The organism is Kitasatospora sp. NPDC038210, assembly GCF_055600605.1.
Genome location: NZ_JBVJYK010000011.1, coordinates 188,616 through 202,337 on the forward strand (window position 1 = coordinate 188,616; position 13,722 = coordinate 202,337).

Annotated in this window: 12 protein-coding genes; 2 read left to right on the top strand and 10 right to left on the bottom strand. The window is 75.4% G+C overall.

What is annotated here, in order from left to right; all coding sequences use genetic code 11:
* Positions 1–51: 51 nt before the first annotated feature.
* Positions 52–1,098: a TIGR03617 family F420-dependent LLM class oxidoreductase gene (locus ACZ7KX_RS23110; protein ID WP_470328097.1), complete on the bottom strand. Its 1,047-nt coding sequence runs from the start codon at positions 1,096–1,098 to the stop codon at positions 52–54.
* A gap of 295 nt (positions 1,099–1,393) precedes the next feature.
* On the opposite strand from ACZ7KX_RS23110, the gene ACZ7KX_RS23115 reads away from it, so the two are divergent.
* Complete coding sequence (locus ACZ7KX_RS23115) at positions 1,394–2,887, top strand: carboxylesterase/lipase family protein (protein WP_470328098.1); 1,494 nt, start codon at positions 1,394–1,396, stop codon at positions 2,885–2,887.
* Between the two features lie 137 nt (positions 2,888–3,024).
* On the opposite strand, the gene ACZ7KX_RS23120 is transcribed toward ACZ7KX_RS23115, so the two are convergent.
* Together ACZ7KX_RS23120 and ACZ7KX_RS23125 are read right to left on the bottom strand one after the other, a co-directional pair.
* Positions 3,025–4,599, bottom strand: coding sequence for an adenosine deaminase family protein (locus tag ACZ7KX_RS23120; protein ID WP_470328099.1), 1,575 nt, complete (start codon positions 4,597–4,599; stop codon positions 3,025–3,027).
* Positions 4,600–4,752: 153 nt separating this feature from the next.
* Positions 4,753–5,424, bottom strand: coding sequence for a type 1 glutamine amidotransferase domain-containing protein (locus tag ACZ7KX_RS23125; protein WP_470328100.1), 672 nt, complete (start codon positions 5,422–5,424; stop codon positions 4,753–4,755).
* Positions 5,425–5,606: 182 nt separating this feature from the next.
* Here ACZ7KX_RS23125 and ACZ7KX_RS23130 point away from each other — a divergent pair, with 182 nt between their 5' ends.
* On the top strand, positions 5,607–6,515 hold the full coding sequence (locus ACZ7KX_RS23130; RefSeq protein ID WP_470328101.1) for a LysR family transcriptional regulator: 909 nt from the start codon (positions 5,607–5,609) through the stop codon (positions 6,513–6,515).
* Here ACZ7KX_RS23130 and ACZ7KX_RS23135 read toward each other — a convergent pair.
* The 7 genes from ACZ7KX_RS23135 to ACZ7KX_RS23165 all read right to left on the bottom strand — a co-directional run bounded on the left by ACZ7KX_RS23135 (position 6,509) and on the right by ACZ7KX_RS23165 (position 13,630).
* A complete protein-coding gene (locus tag ACZ7KX_RS23135) occupies positions 6,509–7,072 on the bottom strand; it encodes a hypothetical protein (protein WP_470328102.1) in 564 nt (187 codons plus the stop codon). The two genes, ACZ7KX_RS23130 and ACZ7KX_RS23135, sit on opposite strands and share 7 nt — an antisense overlap.
* Positions 7,073–7,351: 279 nt before the next feature.
* Positions 7,352–8,188: an ABC transporter permease subunit gene (locus tag ACZ7KX_RS23140; RefSeq protein WP_350520264.1), complete on the bottom strand. Its 837-nt coding sequence runs from the start codon at positions 8,186–8,188 to the stop codon at positions 7,352–7,354.
* Entirely contained in the window at positions 8,185–9,204 is a 1,020-nt protein-coding gene (locus ACZ7KX_RS23145) for an ABC transporter ATP-binding protein (protein WP_470328103.1), read from the bottom strand. The genes ACZ7KX_RS23140 and ACZ7KX_RS23145 overlap by 4 nt, the downstream gene beginning before the upstream one ends.
* Positions 9,205–9,377: 173 nt before the next feature.
* Positions 9,378–10,805: an RtcB family protein gene (locus ACZ7KX_RS23150; protein ID WP_470328104.1), complete on the bottom strand. Its 1,428-nt coding sequence runs from the start codon at positions 10,803–10,805 to the stop codon at positions 9,378–9,380.
* Positions 10,806–10,916: 111 nt separating this feature from the next.
* The gene (locus ACZ7KX_RS23155; protein ID WP_470328105.1) at positions 10,917–11,324 is read right to left on the bottom strand and encodes an archease; all 408 of its coding nucleotides are present in this window, start codon (positions 11,322–11,324) and stop codon (positions 10,917–10,919) included.
* A 215-nt stretch (positions 11,325–11,539) separates the two neighbouring features.
* Positions 11,540–12,784 carry a styrene monooxygenase/indole monooxygenase family protein gene (locus ACZ7KX_RS23160; protein ID WP_470328106.1) on the bottom strand — a complete coding sequence of 415 codons (1,245 nt, stop codon included), beginning with the start codon at positions 12,782–12,784 and terminating at the stop codon, positions 11,540–11,542.
* A gap of 93 nt (positions 12,785–12,877) precedes the next feature.
* Positions 12,878–13,630 carry a thioesterase II family protein gene (locus ACZ7KX_RS23165; RefSeq protein WP_470328107.1) on the bottom strand — a complete coding sequence of 251 codons (753 nt, stop codon included), beginning with the start codon at positions 13,628–13,630 and terminating at the stop codon, positions 12,878–12,880.
* Positions 13,631–13,722: the final 92 nt, after the last annotated feature.

Below are 13,722 nucleotides of genomic sequence, written 5' to 3' on the forward strand. Positions count from 1 at the left end.
GCGGGGTACTGCAGGACGGCGAGACGGCGGCGGGCGGCCGCAGCACGCGCGTCAGTCCAGGGCGCGCACCGCCGCCAGGACGTCCAGGCCCAGCTCCGGGTCCGCGCTCTCCGGCTGGCTGACCGAGAGCCGGGTGACCAGGCCCGCGTACCGGTGGCGGATCTCCCGGGCGACCTCCTCGACCGGCCCGGACACCGCGAAGGTGTCGAACACCTCGTCGTCGACCAGCGCGGCCATCTCCGCCCAGCGCCCGCGCACCGAGTGGGCGTGCAGTTCCTCCTGCAGGCCCTCCCAGCCGTGCTGCGCCAGCACCGGACGGTAGGCGGGCGTGGAGGCGTAGAAGGCGAGCCGCTCACGGGTCGCGGCCCGGTTGGCCGCCAGCTCCTCCTCGGTGCGGCCGGTCGCGGTGAGCACGTTGCCGACGACCTCGAACGGGCGCTGCGTCCACACCGCGCCCTCCGCCTCGGCCCGCGCCCGCTCCTCGGTCAGCCCGGGCAGCACCTGCTCGGCCAGGTACGCGGTGGAGGAGAACGGATGGCTCAGGAAGCCGTCCGCCACCGCCCCGGCGGTGCGGGTCATCAGCGGTCCGACGCCCGCCAGCAGGATCCGCGGCACGCCGGCCGGGACCGGGTCCGGCGAGAAGACCGGCGTCATCACCGTGTGGGTGTAGAACTCGCCCCGGAAGCGCAGCCGTTCACCGGTCTGCCAGCTGTGCCAGATCGCCCGCACCGCGTGCACGTACTCGCGCATCCGGGCGGCCGGACGGTCCCAGGGCATCCCGAAGCGCTTCTCGATGTGCGGCTTGACCTGCGAGCCCAGCCCGATGACGGCCCGTCCGCCGGAGGCCGCGTGCAGCCCCCAGGCCTGGTAGGCCAGGGTCATCGGGGTGCGGGCGAAGGCCACCGCGATGCCGGTGGCGAGTTCGATCGACGTGGTCCGGTCGGCGGCGCGGGCGAGCTGGAGGAACGGGTCGTACGCGGTCTCGGCGACCACCAGCCGGTCCATGCCCCGGCGTTCGGCCCGCTCGGCGGCGGCCAGGATGCCCGCCGGGTGTCCGAAGTCGGTGGCGTCGAGGCGGAAGGTGGCGGGTCGGTCCATGGTGGTGCTCCTGGTCGCGGGCTGCGGTGCTACCCGGGTCAGCCTGCCACGCTCCCGGTGCTCCGTGCTCCCCGGCCCGCCCGCATCCCCCTTCCCCTTCCCCCTCCCCCGGCCCCGGCCCCGGCCCCGGCCGCCGCCGGCCACGGCGTCCCGAACGGCGGTTCGGCACCCCGAGCCCGATTCGGCCCGGACACTCCTCCGATCGGCCGCCCTCGCGTCGGCGAACGGTGGCAGCATCTCGAACAGCACCGCCCGCGACGCCCCGCGGGCGGCGTTCCGAGGGAGGAGTGTCCACATGCTCACGCAGCCCGTCGTCCGCACCACCGAGGGGACCGTCCGTGGCTTCCTGGACCGGGGGCTCGCGGTCTTCCGCGGCATCCCGTACGCCCAGCCGCCGGTCGGACCGCTCCGCTTCGCCGCTCCCGCACCGCCCGAGCCCTGGGACGGCGTCCGCGAGGCCTTCGAGTTCGGCCCCGTGGCACCGCAGTCCGGTCCGCTGCCCGCGGGCGAACCGTCCACGGGCACGGACTGGCTCACGCTCAACGTCTGCACCCCGCACCCGGACAGCGGGGGGCTGCCGGTGCTGGTCTGGCTCCCGGGCGGCGGCTTCATCTCGGGGACGGCCAACGACCCGATGTACGACCCGGTCGAGCTCGCCCGCGCCGGACTGGTCGTGGTGAGCGTCAACTACCGGGTGGGCGCGGAGGGTTTCGCACTGCTGGAGGGGGCCCCGGCCAACCGGGGCTTCCTCGACCAGATCGCGGCGCTGGAGTGGGTGCGGCGCAACGTCGCCGGGTTCGGCGGCGACCCGGACCGGGTGACCGTCGCCGGCCAGTCCGCGGGCGCCGGCTCGATCGCCGCACTGCTGACCGTGGACGGGGCGCGCGGCCTGTTCCGACGGGCCGTCACCCACAGCGTCCCGGGCCGGTTCTGCACCCCGGCGCTGGCGGCCGAGGTCACCGCCGAGCTCGCGAAGCAGCTCGGCACGACCCCGACGGCCGCCGCGCTGGCCGGGGTCGACCCCTGGCGCCTGGCCACGGCGGTCACCGACCTCGGCACGGCGCTCCCGCAGCACCTCGCCCGCTGGGGGCGGCTCGCGCAGGCCGGCATCGCCACGATCCCGGTGGTCGACGGCGAGGTCCTGCGCGGCACGCCCTGGTCGGCCCTCGACTCCGGCCGGGCGGACGGCATCGAGCTCCTGGCCGGTCACACCCGCGACGAGTTCCGGCTGTTCAGCGTCCTCAGCGGCCGACACGGCAGCTACACCGAGGAGGAGGCCCGCCTCGCCCTGGAGCTGTACGCCCCGTGGCCGACCGCACCGGACGAGTACCGTGCCGCGTACCCGGGGGCCACCGCCCCGGACATCCTCGAAACGGTGAGCTCCGACGCGCTGTTCCGGATGCCGTCCCTCCGGCTCGCCGAGGCCAACGCCGCGGCCGGCGGCACCTCGCACCTCTTCGAACTGACCTTCCCCGCCCCCGCGGCGGGCGGCGTGTTCGGCGCCTGCCACGCCCTGGACGTCCCGCTGGCGTTCGGCACCCTGGGCAGCCCCGCAGGACGCCGGCTCCTGGGCGACCCGCCCTCCCCGGAGGCCGTCCGGGTCTCGAAGGAGCTGCAGCGGGCCTGGGTCCGGTTCGCCACCACCGGGGACCCGGGTTGGCCCGCCTTCGAGCCGGACGGGCGACTCACCCGGGTCCTGGACGCCCGCTCGGAGACCGTCCGGTACCCCGAACAGGCCTCCGGCCGGATCTGGGCGGGGCACCCCCTCGCCGCCGACGACCTCCGCTGACACGGCTTGCCGTCCGGCGACGCCCCGGCGGACGGCGGTCACCCGGCGACGGGCGGTCGACGGAGGTCACCCGGCTACGGGCGGTCGACGGAGGTCACCCGGCGACGGACAGTTCAGGGGCGGCCACTCCACGGCCGTCAGATGTCGTGCCGCACCACGGCCGCCTCGAACTCCCGGAAGCCGCACTCCTGCTGCCACTCCTGCTCGGCCTTGGGGCTGGCCGCCAGCAGCGCCTCGCAGCCCGCACTCGGGTGGTCGTCGCCGAGCACGTCGGACGCGCACTCCGGCACGGGCTCGAAGCGGTCGCGGTCCTGCCAGAGGCTGCGGCCGGGCAGGAAGCCGTACTCCAGCGAGGTGCGGGCCAGGTTCCGCAGGTCCCGGTAGCCCAGCGCGTAGCGGGTGGTGGCCTTCTGGTACTCCTCGGTGATGTCGCCGCGCGAGACCCCCGGGTCGTCGGTGGCCAGCGCGGTCGGCACCCCGTGCCGCCGGTAGAGCGGGAACGGGTGGGCCGGGCCGGAGACCTGGAGGATCTGCTCGTTGCTGGTCAGCGGCACCTCGATCAGGGTGTGCCGCTCGGCCAGGGTGTCCAGCAGCTCGGCGGAGTCGTCCTCGTGCACGACGTCCACGCCGTGGCCGACCCGCTCGGCGTGGCCGGTGAGCACCGCCTCCCGGATGTGGAAGCGCAGGTCCTCGGGCTTGACCAGGCCGGGGACCAACTCGCCGGCGTGCAGGGTGATGTGGGCCTTCGGGTAGAGCGGGTGCAGGAAGTCCAGCATCCGCATCTGCAGGTCGTAGTTCTCCAGCGAGGCCGGGGCGTCTTCGGGCTGGACGAGGTTGACCGCGACGAACCGGTCGTCCTGGCTGGCCAGTTCCATGCCGAGCATCAGCTGGGTGAACACCCGGGCGGGCGTCGAGGTGCGCGCGGCCTGGGAGATGAGCCGGACGGTGACGGAGCAGCCCTTCGCCGGCCGGTCGGTGTCGCAGTTCTGGGTGTCCTCGTACTCCTCGAACATCCGGTCGGCCTCGGCGCGGGCGTCGGCGACGACCTGTGCCATGCCGCCGTCGGCGAGCAGCTTCTCGCGCATCGCCGCGAAGTCCGGGTCGAAGCCGACCTTGGCGGCGAGCGCCGAGCCGCTCACCGAGGCCGGCGTGAGCATGGTCTCCAGGTAGCTCTGCTGCTGGTCCGCCATGGTGTCGGTGACCTCGGCGAGCATCCGGCCGGGGTGGCGCCAGCTGGCCTCGCCGAACTTCAGGAAGGTGGCGAAGAAGTGGTCGTGGCCGGACTCGGCGCCGGGCACGAAGTCCTGCATCGACCAGGCCCTGACCACCTGCCGCCGGAAGTCCGGGTCGGACTCCGCGTCGGCGGCCGGACGGGCGGTCGCCGAACACGGCGCCACCTGCGCCGTGAGGGTCGCGGTGTCGATGCAGAGCCCGTCCTCGGTGGCGAGCCGGATCAGCAGCTCGGTGGAGACGGCTCCGGAGAGGTGGTTGTGCAGGTCGCCGCCCTTGGGCAGCTGGTAGAGGAAGCGCCGCAGCGCCTCCGGGTCGTTGCGGACGCTGTCCAGGTAGGCGTCCACCCGGTGCTCGGCGCCGCCGCCCGCGACCTTGGCGGCTGGCAGCGGCGCGGCCTGGGCGGCGGCGGGGAGCAGCGGTGCGATCAGCGCGGCACAGGCGGCGACCGCGGCGACGGTGGTACGGCGTAGCGTGATCATGGCCGTATGCTCGCGGGCGGCCACCGCCCCCGCAGGCGTCTGCGGAGCCCGTCCCGGACACACCACCCGGACGGGCGATCGGTGGGTACGCACGGTACGACGCGCACGTACGGCCGACCGCTCATCCGTCCGGGTCGGTCCTGGACGCCGCTGCTAGGCCGAGAGCCGGTCCAGCAGTCCGGCGGCCACCAGGGCCGAGGAGGACGGGTTCTGACCGGTCACCAGGTTGCGGTCGACGACCGAGTGCGGCGCCCAGGGCTCGCCCTCCTCGAAGTCCGCGCCGAGCGCGACCAGCCGGTCCTGGAGCAGCCAGGGCGCGCGCTCCGCGAGGCCGGCCTGGGTCTCCTCGGCGTTGGTGAAGCCGGTCAGCCGGTACCCGGCGAACGGCGAGCCGCCGTCCTCGGTGCGGGCGGCGAGCAGCGCGGCCGGGCCGTGGCAGACCACGCCGAGCGGTCGGCCGGAGGCCAGCACGGCGGTGAGCAGCCGGCCGGAGTCGGCGTCGACCGCAAGGTCCTCCATCGGGCCGTGGCCGCCGGGGTAGAAGACGGCGTCGTAGTCGGCCGGGTCGACCTCGGCCAGCACACGCGGCCGGCGGAACTCGTCGATCGCCTCCAGCGCCCCGGTGATCCCCGGGTCGGTCAGGCTGGCCCGGTCGGCGACCGGGACGACGCCGCCCGGGGTGGCGACGGTGACCCGGTGACCGGCCGCGGTGAAGGCCTGGTACGGGACGACGGCCTCCTCCGCCCAGAAGCCGGTCGGGTGCTTGGTGCCGTCGTTCAGCGTCCAGACGTCCGAGCCGGTCAGGACGAACAGGATGTCGGCCATGGTGGGTGCCTCCAGTGGCTGCGGTGGTGCGGTCCCCGCCGCGACGACCCGCCGCGGCGCTCACGTCGTCGACGCTAGACCGGGCGGGCCCACGGGAACCAATGGGCCACGCGATGCGGGGCATCGGAATCCCGATGGCTCCCACGGGCGGCCCAGCCATCGGGATCCCGTAGGCTCGCGGTATGAGCGATCGGCTGCTGCCGGGCTCCGGCCCGCTGGACCTCAACCAACTGCGGACCTTCCTCGCGGTGCACCGCGCGGGCTCCTTCACCGCGGCCGCGCACCTGCTGGGCCTGTCCCAGTCCACGGTGACCGCGCAGATCCGTGCGCTGGAGCAGCGACTCGGCCGGGAGCTCTTCGAGCGCCGGGCTCGCGGGGTCAGCCCGCTGCCGTACGCCGACGACCTCGCCGCCCGCCTGGCGGAGCCGCTGGACCGGCTGGCTGGTGTCGCCGACGGGCGCGGCGGCGGCGTGCCGGAGCCGGTCCACCTGGCCGGGCCGGCGGAGTTCCTGGGCACCGTCCTGCTGGCGGAGCTGGCGCCGCTGGTCGCCGAGGGCGTCCGGCTGCGGGTGACCGGCGGGCTGACCGACCCGCTGCTGGAGGAACTGCGGGCCGGGCGGCACGACCTGGTGGTCGCCACCCGCCGCCCGCGCGGCCGGACGCTGCTGGCCGAGCCGCTGGCCGACGAGGAGTTCGTGCTGGTCGCCGCCCCGGTGTGGGCCGAGCGGCTGTCCGGCCGGGAGCTGCCCGAGGCCCTGGCGGACGTGCCGCTGCTCAGCTACGCCGAGGACCTGCCGATCGCCCGCCGCTACTGGCGGCACGTCTTCGACCGGCGGCTGCACGCCCGGGCCGCGGTCACCGTGCCGGACCTGCGGGCGGTGCTCGCCGCGGTGACGGCGGGCGCGGGCTGGAGCGTGCTGCCCGGCTACCTCTGCCGGGCCGAACTCGCTTCCGGCGCACTGGTGTTGCTCCACGAGCCAGCCGACCCGCCGATCAACACCGCCTACCTGGTCCGGCGCCCGGCCGGCTCGGCCAACCCGCACGTCGCGCTGGTCCGCGAACGCCTGCTGGCCGCGGTCCGGGCCTACTGAGCCCCCGGCTGCCCGTCCGGCCGGCCACCCGACCAGCGCCCCGGCCGACCGCGCCACGGCGCACGGTACTGCGGTGGACGGCGGAGCAGCAGCCCCGCCGCGACGGCGAGCAGCAGGCCGCAGGCGGACCACAACACGATCTCGGTGCGCCCGACGGGCCGCTCGGGGAAGCGGGCGCCCGGCGCGACCGGCTGCGGGCCGAACCGGGACGTCAACTCGCCCGCGTCGAGGGTGACCTGCTTGACCGCCGACTCGCCGAACGCCGCGGTGGTGTCGATGTGCACGCTCGACACCGGGTAGGGGAAGCGCTGCCAGAACACCCCCGCCTCGGAGCGGGCGAGGGCCATCGCCTCGTCCCGGTCGTGTTCCTGGCCCGAGTACCGGACGTCCAACCGGTAGCCCGTGGCCGTCCGTTCGCCCACGGTGAAGCAGGCGAAGGCCGGGAGGTCGTCCTGCAGCTCCTGCACCCCGGGGAAGCCCGGGGCGCACGGCCCGTTCCAGTCCGGGGCGGTGGCGGCAGCCCAGCCGGCCAATGCCGCGACCGCCAGTGCGGTCACCACCGCCCTCCAGGGCGTCCGTCGGGCCGTCGGGCGCCGTCCCCCGAGGGGAGGGGCGGGTCTGTGGTCGCTGCTGTCCATCGGTCCGTCCGTGCAGGATGATCGTCGCCGCCGGGTCGGCGGGGGTACAGCATGCCGGAACCGCCCGGCGGCCGGTCCGTCGGGGGTACGGTCGGTGCTCTCGGTGCTCTCGGTGCTCTCGGTGCGCCGGACCTGCTGCGGCCGGTCCGCTCGGCACACAGGACGGCGGTCGGCCCGCCGGACCGGCCGCCGCCGCGCTCAGATCGCCAGGTCGCGCCGTTCCAGCAGCCGGAACGCCGCCAGGAGCCCGAGCAGGCCGACGCCGATCAGCAGGCCCAGCGACACCCAGGGCACGCCGCCGTGGCCGAGCACGTCGCCCGGGGCGTAGTAGTGGAACGGGCTGAGGTAGCGCAGCGGCCGGGCCGGGGACCAGGCCAGCGCGACGAAGTTCAGCGCGAAGCCGACCGCACCGAAGGCGACCGCGGCGCCGATCACGTACGCCCGCCGCCGGCTGAGCGCGGACACCGCCAGCACCGGCCCGGTCAGGCTGAAGGCGAGGGCGCAGCCGAGCAGTCCGGCGGTGAACACCGCGCCCTCCGGGACGGCGGCGCGCAGCTTCGGGGAGAACGCGACCCCGAGCGCGATGGTCAGTGTGGCGGCGGCGTTGAGCAGCACCGAGGCGGCGACCATGGCGCCGGCCCGTTCGGCGAGCAGCCGGCGCCGGGAGACCGGGCGGGTCATCAGCAGCTCGATGGTGCCGGACTCGACGTCGGCCGCGACGGCGGCGGCGCCGAGCGAGCCGATCACGGTGAGCTGGAGGGCGATCCAGAACGGGTGGGTGAGCCCGGCGCCGAGCAGGCCCGGGTAGCTGGCGATGGACACGTCGCCGTTGGAGCCGCTGAAGGCCCGGAACGCGCCGGGCGGGTTGCGACGGGCGGCGCCGAACAGGTCGCCGGGCGCGATGGTCCCGGCGATCACCACGATCAGGGTCTCGAAGACGACCATGCCGAACAGCAGCGAGAGCAGCATCCGGCGCCGCCGGTGCAGGGCGAGCCAGACCAGGGGGAGGCGGCGACTGACGGTACCCGGGTTCACGGCTTGTCCTCCGTTTCCGGGCGGTGGCCGTCGCCCGCTGCCGTCGGCCGGTGGTCGTCGCCCGTCGCGTCGTGGCCGCGGTCGTCGCCCGCCGCGCCGTGATCGTCCTCCGAGCGGTAGAGGTCGAGGAAGGCCTCGTCCAGGCCGGCCTCCTCCACGGTCAGGTCGGCGACCGGCAGTTCGGCCAGCAGGGTGCGCACGGCCCGGACCACCTCGTCCGGCGGCACCAGCAGTTCGACCCGCCGGCCGTCCCAGCGCGGGGACCACCGCTCGGCGGCGCCCAGCGGCCGGGCGCCCAGGTCGTCGGCGAAGACCAGCCGGACCCTGCGGGCCCGCGCCTGGCGCAGTTCGGCCACCGAGCGGACGGTCACCAGCCGACCGCGGCGCACGATGGCGACCCGCCCGCAGGTGCGCTGCACCTCGGGCAGCACGTGGCTGGAGAGCAGGACGGTCCGCCCGGCCGCGGCCTCCTCGGCGAGCAGTTCGTAGAAGGTCTCCTGGACCAGCGGGTCGAGCCCCTCGCTCGGCTCGTCCAGCACCACCACCGGGGGCCGGTGCTGCAGCGCCTGGACGAGGCCGAGCTTCTGCTTCATGCCGCGCGAGTACTCCCCCACCGGGCGCGCGAGGTCGGCGCGGGAGAGCTTCAGCCGCTCGCACAGCTCGTGCCGGCGCGGCACCGGGGCACCCTGGAGGGCGGCGAGCAGGTCGAGGGTCTGCTGTCCGGTGAGTTCGGGGTAGAGCCGCAGTTCGCCGGGCAGGTAGCCGATCGAGGGGGCGACCCTGCGGTGGTCGGCCACCGGGTCCAGGCCGAGCACGCGCACCTGCCCGTCACTGGGGCCGAGCAGGCCGACCAGGCAGCGCAGGGTGGTGGTCTTCCCGGCGCCGTTGGGGCCGAGCAGGCCGAACACCTCGCCGGCCTCGACCGACACGTCCAGTTGCTCGATGCCGACGGTGTCGCCGTAACGCTTGGTGAGCGACCGCAGTTCGATGACCGGCCCGGTTCCGTTCCCCGGCATGACCCACCTCCAGTGACGGGTGCGTCGGACATCAAAGCGCTCGCGGCGGAGCCTGTCGAGAGACCCGGCCGGGGCAACCGGGTGCGGATCGGCCCCGGCCCGGCCGACGGGCGCCGACTCCGCACCCACTCCTGCTGCCGTCGGACGCCCGTTCCGGGCCGGCCCGCGCCGTCTCACCCCTTGCACACGCCCAGCGGCACCAGGCACGCGACCCTCCGGGCCAGCCCGGCGGCCTCGGTGACGGCGGCCACCGCGTCGACGTCCTTGTAGGCCTCGGGCGTCTCCTCGGCCAGGGCCCGCCACGAAGCGGGGCGCACCGCGATGCCGCGCGCCTCCAGGTCGCTCTTGAGCCGTTCGCCGCGCACCGTGCGCAGCGCCTGGTGCCGGCTGAGCACCCGCCCGGCGCCGTGGCAGGCCGAACGGAAGGCCTCGTTGTCCGGCAGCCCCACCATGACGTACGAGGCGGTGCCCATGGTGCCCGGCACCAGCACGGGCTGCCCGGCGTCGGCGAGGTCGGCGGGCAGGTCGGGGTCGCCGGGCGGCAGCGCGCGGGTGGCGCCCTTGCGGTGGACGCACAGTTTCCGGGGGACGCCGTCCACCTCGTGGGTCTCCAGCTTGGCGAGGTTGTGCGAGACGTCGTAGACCAGCTCCAGCCCGATGCCGAGCGCGGTGGCGAAGGCCCGGCGGGCCGCCTCGGAGAGCAGTTGCCGGTTGGCCCGGCCGTAGTTGGCGGCGGCGGTCATCGCGCCCAGGTAGGCGCGGCCGCGGGGCGAGTCGACGGGGGTGCAGGCGAGTTGGCGGTCCGGGAGGTCGATCGCGTAGCGGTGCAGTTCGCGGTCCATGGCGCGCACGTGGTCGGTGCAGATCTGGTGGCCGAGGCCGCGCGAGCCGCAGTGGATCATGACACAGACCTGGCCGGGCCGCAGTCCGAAGGCGGCCGCGGTGTCCTGGTCGTACAACCGGTCGACGGCCTGCACCTCCAGGAAGTGGTTGGCCGAGCCGAGGCTGCCGACCTGCTGCAGCCCGCGCTCGACGGCCCGGGTGCTCACCTCGCCGGGGGCCGCGCCGTGCAGCACCCCGCGGTCCTCGCAGCGCTCCAGGTCGCGCGGCACGCCGTGGCCGTGCTCGACGGCGTACCGGGCGCCGCCGAGCAGCAGGTCGTCCAGTTCCTCCGGTCCGGAGAGCTGCCAGAGGCCGCCCCGGCCGAGGCCGCGCGGGATGGTCTTGTCCAGCAGGTCCATCAGGCGGCGGATCCGCTCGTGGTCGAGCTCGTCCCGGGTGACGCCGGCCGCCAGCAGCCGCACCCCGCAGGAGATGTCGAAGCCGACCCCGCCGGGCGAGACCACCCCGCCCTCGTCGACGTCGGTGGCCGCGACCCCGCCGATCGGGAAGCCGTAGCCCCAGTGCACGTCGGGCATCGCGTAGGAGGCGCGGACGATCCCGGGCAGCGTCGCCACGTTCGCCACCTGCTCCAGGGCCTTGTCGCCGCCGGCCTGCGGCAGCAGCGCCTCGGAGGCGAACACCACCCCGGGCACCCGCATCGGCGGGCGCGGCTCGATCCGCCAGCGGTGGTGGCCGGCCCCGGTCAGTGCGATCTGCATCTCGCTCACCCCGCTCCCGCTTCCGGGACGCTCCGGCACCCCGGTGCTCAGGTGCTCAGGCGCTCCCGCATCGGCTGCTCGGACGTCCCTGCCGTTCGGATGCTCAGCCGCTCAGACGTCCACGGTGACCAGGCAGGTCCAGCCGTCCGGCCCGGCGCGCAGGTCCAGGTCGTGCAGCGAAACGGCCTTCGGCACGGCGCCGACCAGCACGGCGGTGGCGGCGTCGGCCATCCGGAACCGGACCGCCACCGTCCGGGCGCCGTCCAGTCCCTCGATGCGGGCGATCGCCAGCGCGACGGGCAGTTCGCCGTCGGCGTCCATCCGGTAGATGACCTCCTCCAGGACCCCGGCGAGCAGGTCCGCGTCGCTCACCCCGAGGACGGTGCAGACGCGCTCGCCGACGACCCGCGCGCCGGTCAGGTCGGCGAAGCTGCCCACGACGGCGTGCACCAGCTCGCCGATGCAGCCCTCGGCCGTCGGCGCCCAGGCCTCCACCCGCAGGTCCGCCGTGTGCGGCACACTCCGGTGACCGCGCCCGGACCGGCCGGCGGGCTCACGTCCGTCCACGAGCGACGCCTCCCGCACCCGTTGCCGTCCTCCCTCCAGCGTCGTCCCGCGGGCGGTCCGGCGGCAAGTGCGGCGGTCCCCGGCGGACGGAAGCACCCCCGGGACCGGGGCCGCGGGCCAGGACCGGGGGCGCGGCGGCCGTCGGGCGGGCGATCCGGGGACGGCCCCTACCGCGGGCCTCCGAACGAGGCGAGGTAGGCGGCGGTCAGCTCGGGGGTGGCCAGCCAGGCGGCGTGGTCGCTCGGCTCGGCGTAGGTGTTGGCGAGCCGGCGGGCGACCTCCTCGTGTGCCGCGGCGGCCGCGAACACGCCCTGTACGTGCTCCGGCACGGTCAGCATCGCAGCCGTGAACTCGACGGTGTGGCGGGCGTGTTGCTGCCAGAAGCGCTCGGCGGTCCGGCACATCCAGTCGGCCGTGAACGGGGCGTCGCCGTGCTCGACGACGGCCCGCCGGTAGGCCTCGGCCGCGCGGGCGGCGCTGTTGGCGCCCTGGCCGGTGATCGGGTCGTTCACCACCACGGCGTCGCCGAGGCCCAGCACGTGCACCGCGTCCACGCCCGAGCCCAGCTCGGCCACCGCGCGCCGGACCGTCGGGGTGACGGCGCCGAAGAGCCCGGCCCCGGCGTCGGTCGGCTCGGCCTCCGTCCAGAGCTCCGCCTCCCACGGCAGGTACTCGCCCAACAGCGCGCGGATCCGGGCCAGTTGGACGTCCGGCGCGGGGGCGTCGCCGAACGCGTCCAGCGGGCTGCCGGGCAGCGCCTCCCAGAGCAGGATCGCGCACGGGCCGGAGAACGTGAGCGCCGGCTGCAGGTACAGCTCGCCGAGGCCGGGCAGGGCGTGCATCCGAGCGGTCGGAGCGGCGGCCGGGTCGGCCGCGCCGACGCCGTGCGCGTAGAGGCAGGACAGCACCCGCTGCGGCCGGTCGAAGGGCGAGCGGGCGGCGTCACGGCCGAAGATCCCGGCCAGCTCCCCGCGACCGGCCGCGACCACGGTCAGTTCGTGCCCACGGGCCAGTTGGTGCAGGCCCTCCCGGTCCAGCGAGCGGTACTCGACCCGGGCGCCGCGCTCGGCCAGCAGCTCCAGCCAGCCCGCCAGTTTCAGTCGCTGGTCCACCGACCGGGCGGGCTCGTCGAGCGTCATGGTGAACTCCAGCGCCCGTACGGCGGGCGGCGCCGCCAGCACCGCGTCGACGGAGGAGACGGCCGGCGTCCGGTCCGCCCAGAGGTCCAGCCCGGCGGCCGCCTCCAGCCGCAGCGCCGGTCCGAACATCGCCTGCGTGGACAGCACCCGCCCGCCGCGCACCTGCTCCGGGGTGCGCTCGGCGACCAGCGTCACCTCGTACCCGTCCGCCACCAGCCCGAGCGCGAACTGCAGGCCGGCCTGACCGGCTCCGACGACGGCGATCCGGCGCAACACGGCCTCCCGGTGGTCCGTTGACGACTCGTCAAGCTCGCACAGTAGCCGAGCGGGCGGCTTCGGTCACCCGCACGGACCGGTCCGGCGGGCTCAGCCGCGCAGGTGGGCGACGAGCAGCCGGACGACCTCGGGGATCCGGTCGGCGAGGTAGAAGTGCCCGCCCGGGAAGACCCGCAGGTCGAAGCCGCTGGTGGTGTGCCGGTCCCACTGCCCGACCTGTTCCGCCGTGGCGTTCGGGTCGCTCTCCCCCACCAGGCCGGTGATCGGCACCGACACGGTCGCGTCCGGGCCGCAGCGGTACGTCTCGATGGCGGTGTAGTCGGCCCGCAGGGCGGGCAGGACCAGCTCCCGCAGCGCGGGGATGTCGAGGATCCGTTCGTCCGTGCCGCCGAGTTCGACGATCCTGGCGAGCAGTTCGTCGTCCGGCAGCTTGTACATCTCGCTGTCCCGGGGCAGTGAGGGCGCGCGGCCGGCAGAGACGAACAGCCGCTCCGGGCCCTTCACGCCGTGGCGCTCGAACCGCCGGGCGGTCTCGAACGCGACGGCCGCGCCCATGCTGTGGCCGAAGAAGACGAGCGGCCGGTCCGTCCAGTCCAGCAGCTCGCGGTACAGCTCCTCGGCGAGCCCCGCCACCGTGCTGATCGGCGGCTCCATGAAGCGGTTCTGCCGGCCCGGGTACTGGACGGCGAGCACGTCGGCGTACGGTGCCAGCGCGTTGGCGTACCCCAGGTAGTAGCTGGCCGAGCCACCGGCGTGCGGGAAGACCACGACGCGGGCGGGCGCGGAGTCGGACGGGTTGAACCGGCGGAACCACGGGTTGTCGACGGCGGCGCTGCTGGGCATGCGGGGTGGGGCCTCTCTCCGTGACGGAATCTGCCGGCCCCAGTCTGGCAGCGCGGGGGGTGGCTGCGGGTGTTGTGGTGATCACGCGTGCC

Excerpts from the sequence above, each read along its gene's own strand:
- ACZ7KX_RS23130 (WP_470328101.1), top strand. The coding sequence starts at position 5,607 with ATGAGCGATCGGCTGCTGCCGGGCTCCGGCCCGCTGGACCTCAACCAA.
- ACZ7KX_RS23145 (WP_470328103.1), bottom strand. The coding sequence starts at position 9,204 with ATGCCGGGGAACGGAACCGGGCCGGTCATCGAACTGCGGTCGCTCACC.
- ACZ7KX_RS23110 (WP_470328097.1), bottom strand. The coding sequence starts at position 1,098 with ATGGACCGACCCGCCACCTTCCGCCTCGACGCCACCGACTTCGGACAC.
- ACZ7KX_RS23150 (WP_470328104.1), bottom strand. The coding sequence starts at position 10,805 with ATGCAGATCGCACTGACCGGGGCCGGCCACCACCGCTGGCGGATCGAG.
- ACZ7KX_RS23165 (WP_470328107.1), bottom strand. The coding sequence starts at position 13,630 with ATGCCCAGCAGCGCCGCCGTCGACAACCCGTGGTTCCGCCGGTTCAAC.
- ACZ7KX_RS23115 (WP_470328098.1), top strand. The coding sequence starts at position 1,394 with ATGCTCACGCAGCCCGTCGTCCGCACCACCGAGGGGACCGTCCGTGGC.
- ACZ7KX_RS23125 (WP_470328100.1), bottom strand. The coding sequence starts at position 5,424 with ATGGCCGACATCCTGTTCGTCCTGACCGGCTCGGACGTCTGGACGCTG.
- ACZ7KX_RS23120 (WP_470328099.1), bottom strand. The coding sequence starts at position 4,599 with ATGATCACGCTACGCCGTACCACCGTCGCCGCGGTCGCCGCCTGTGCC.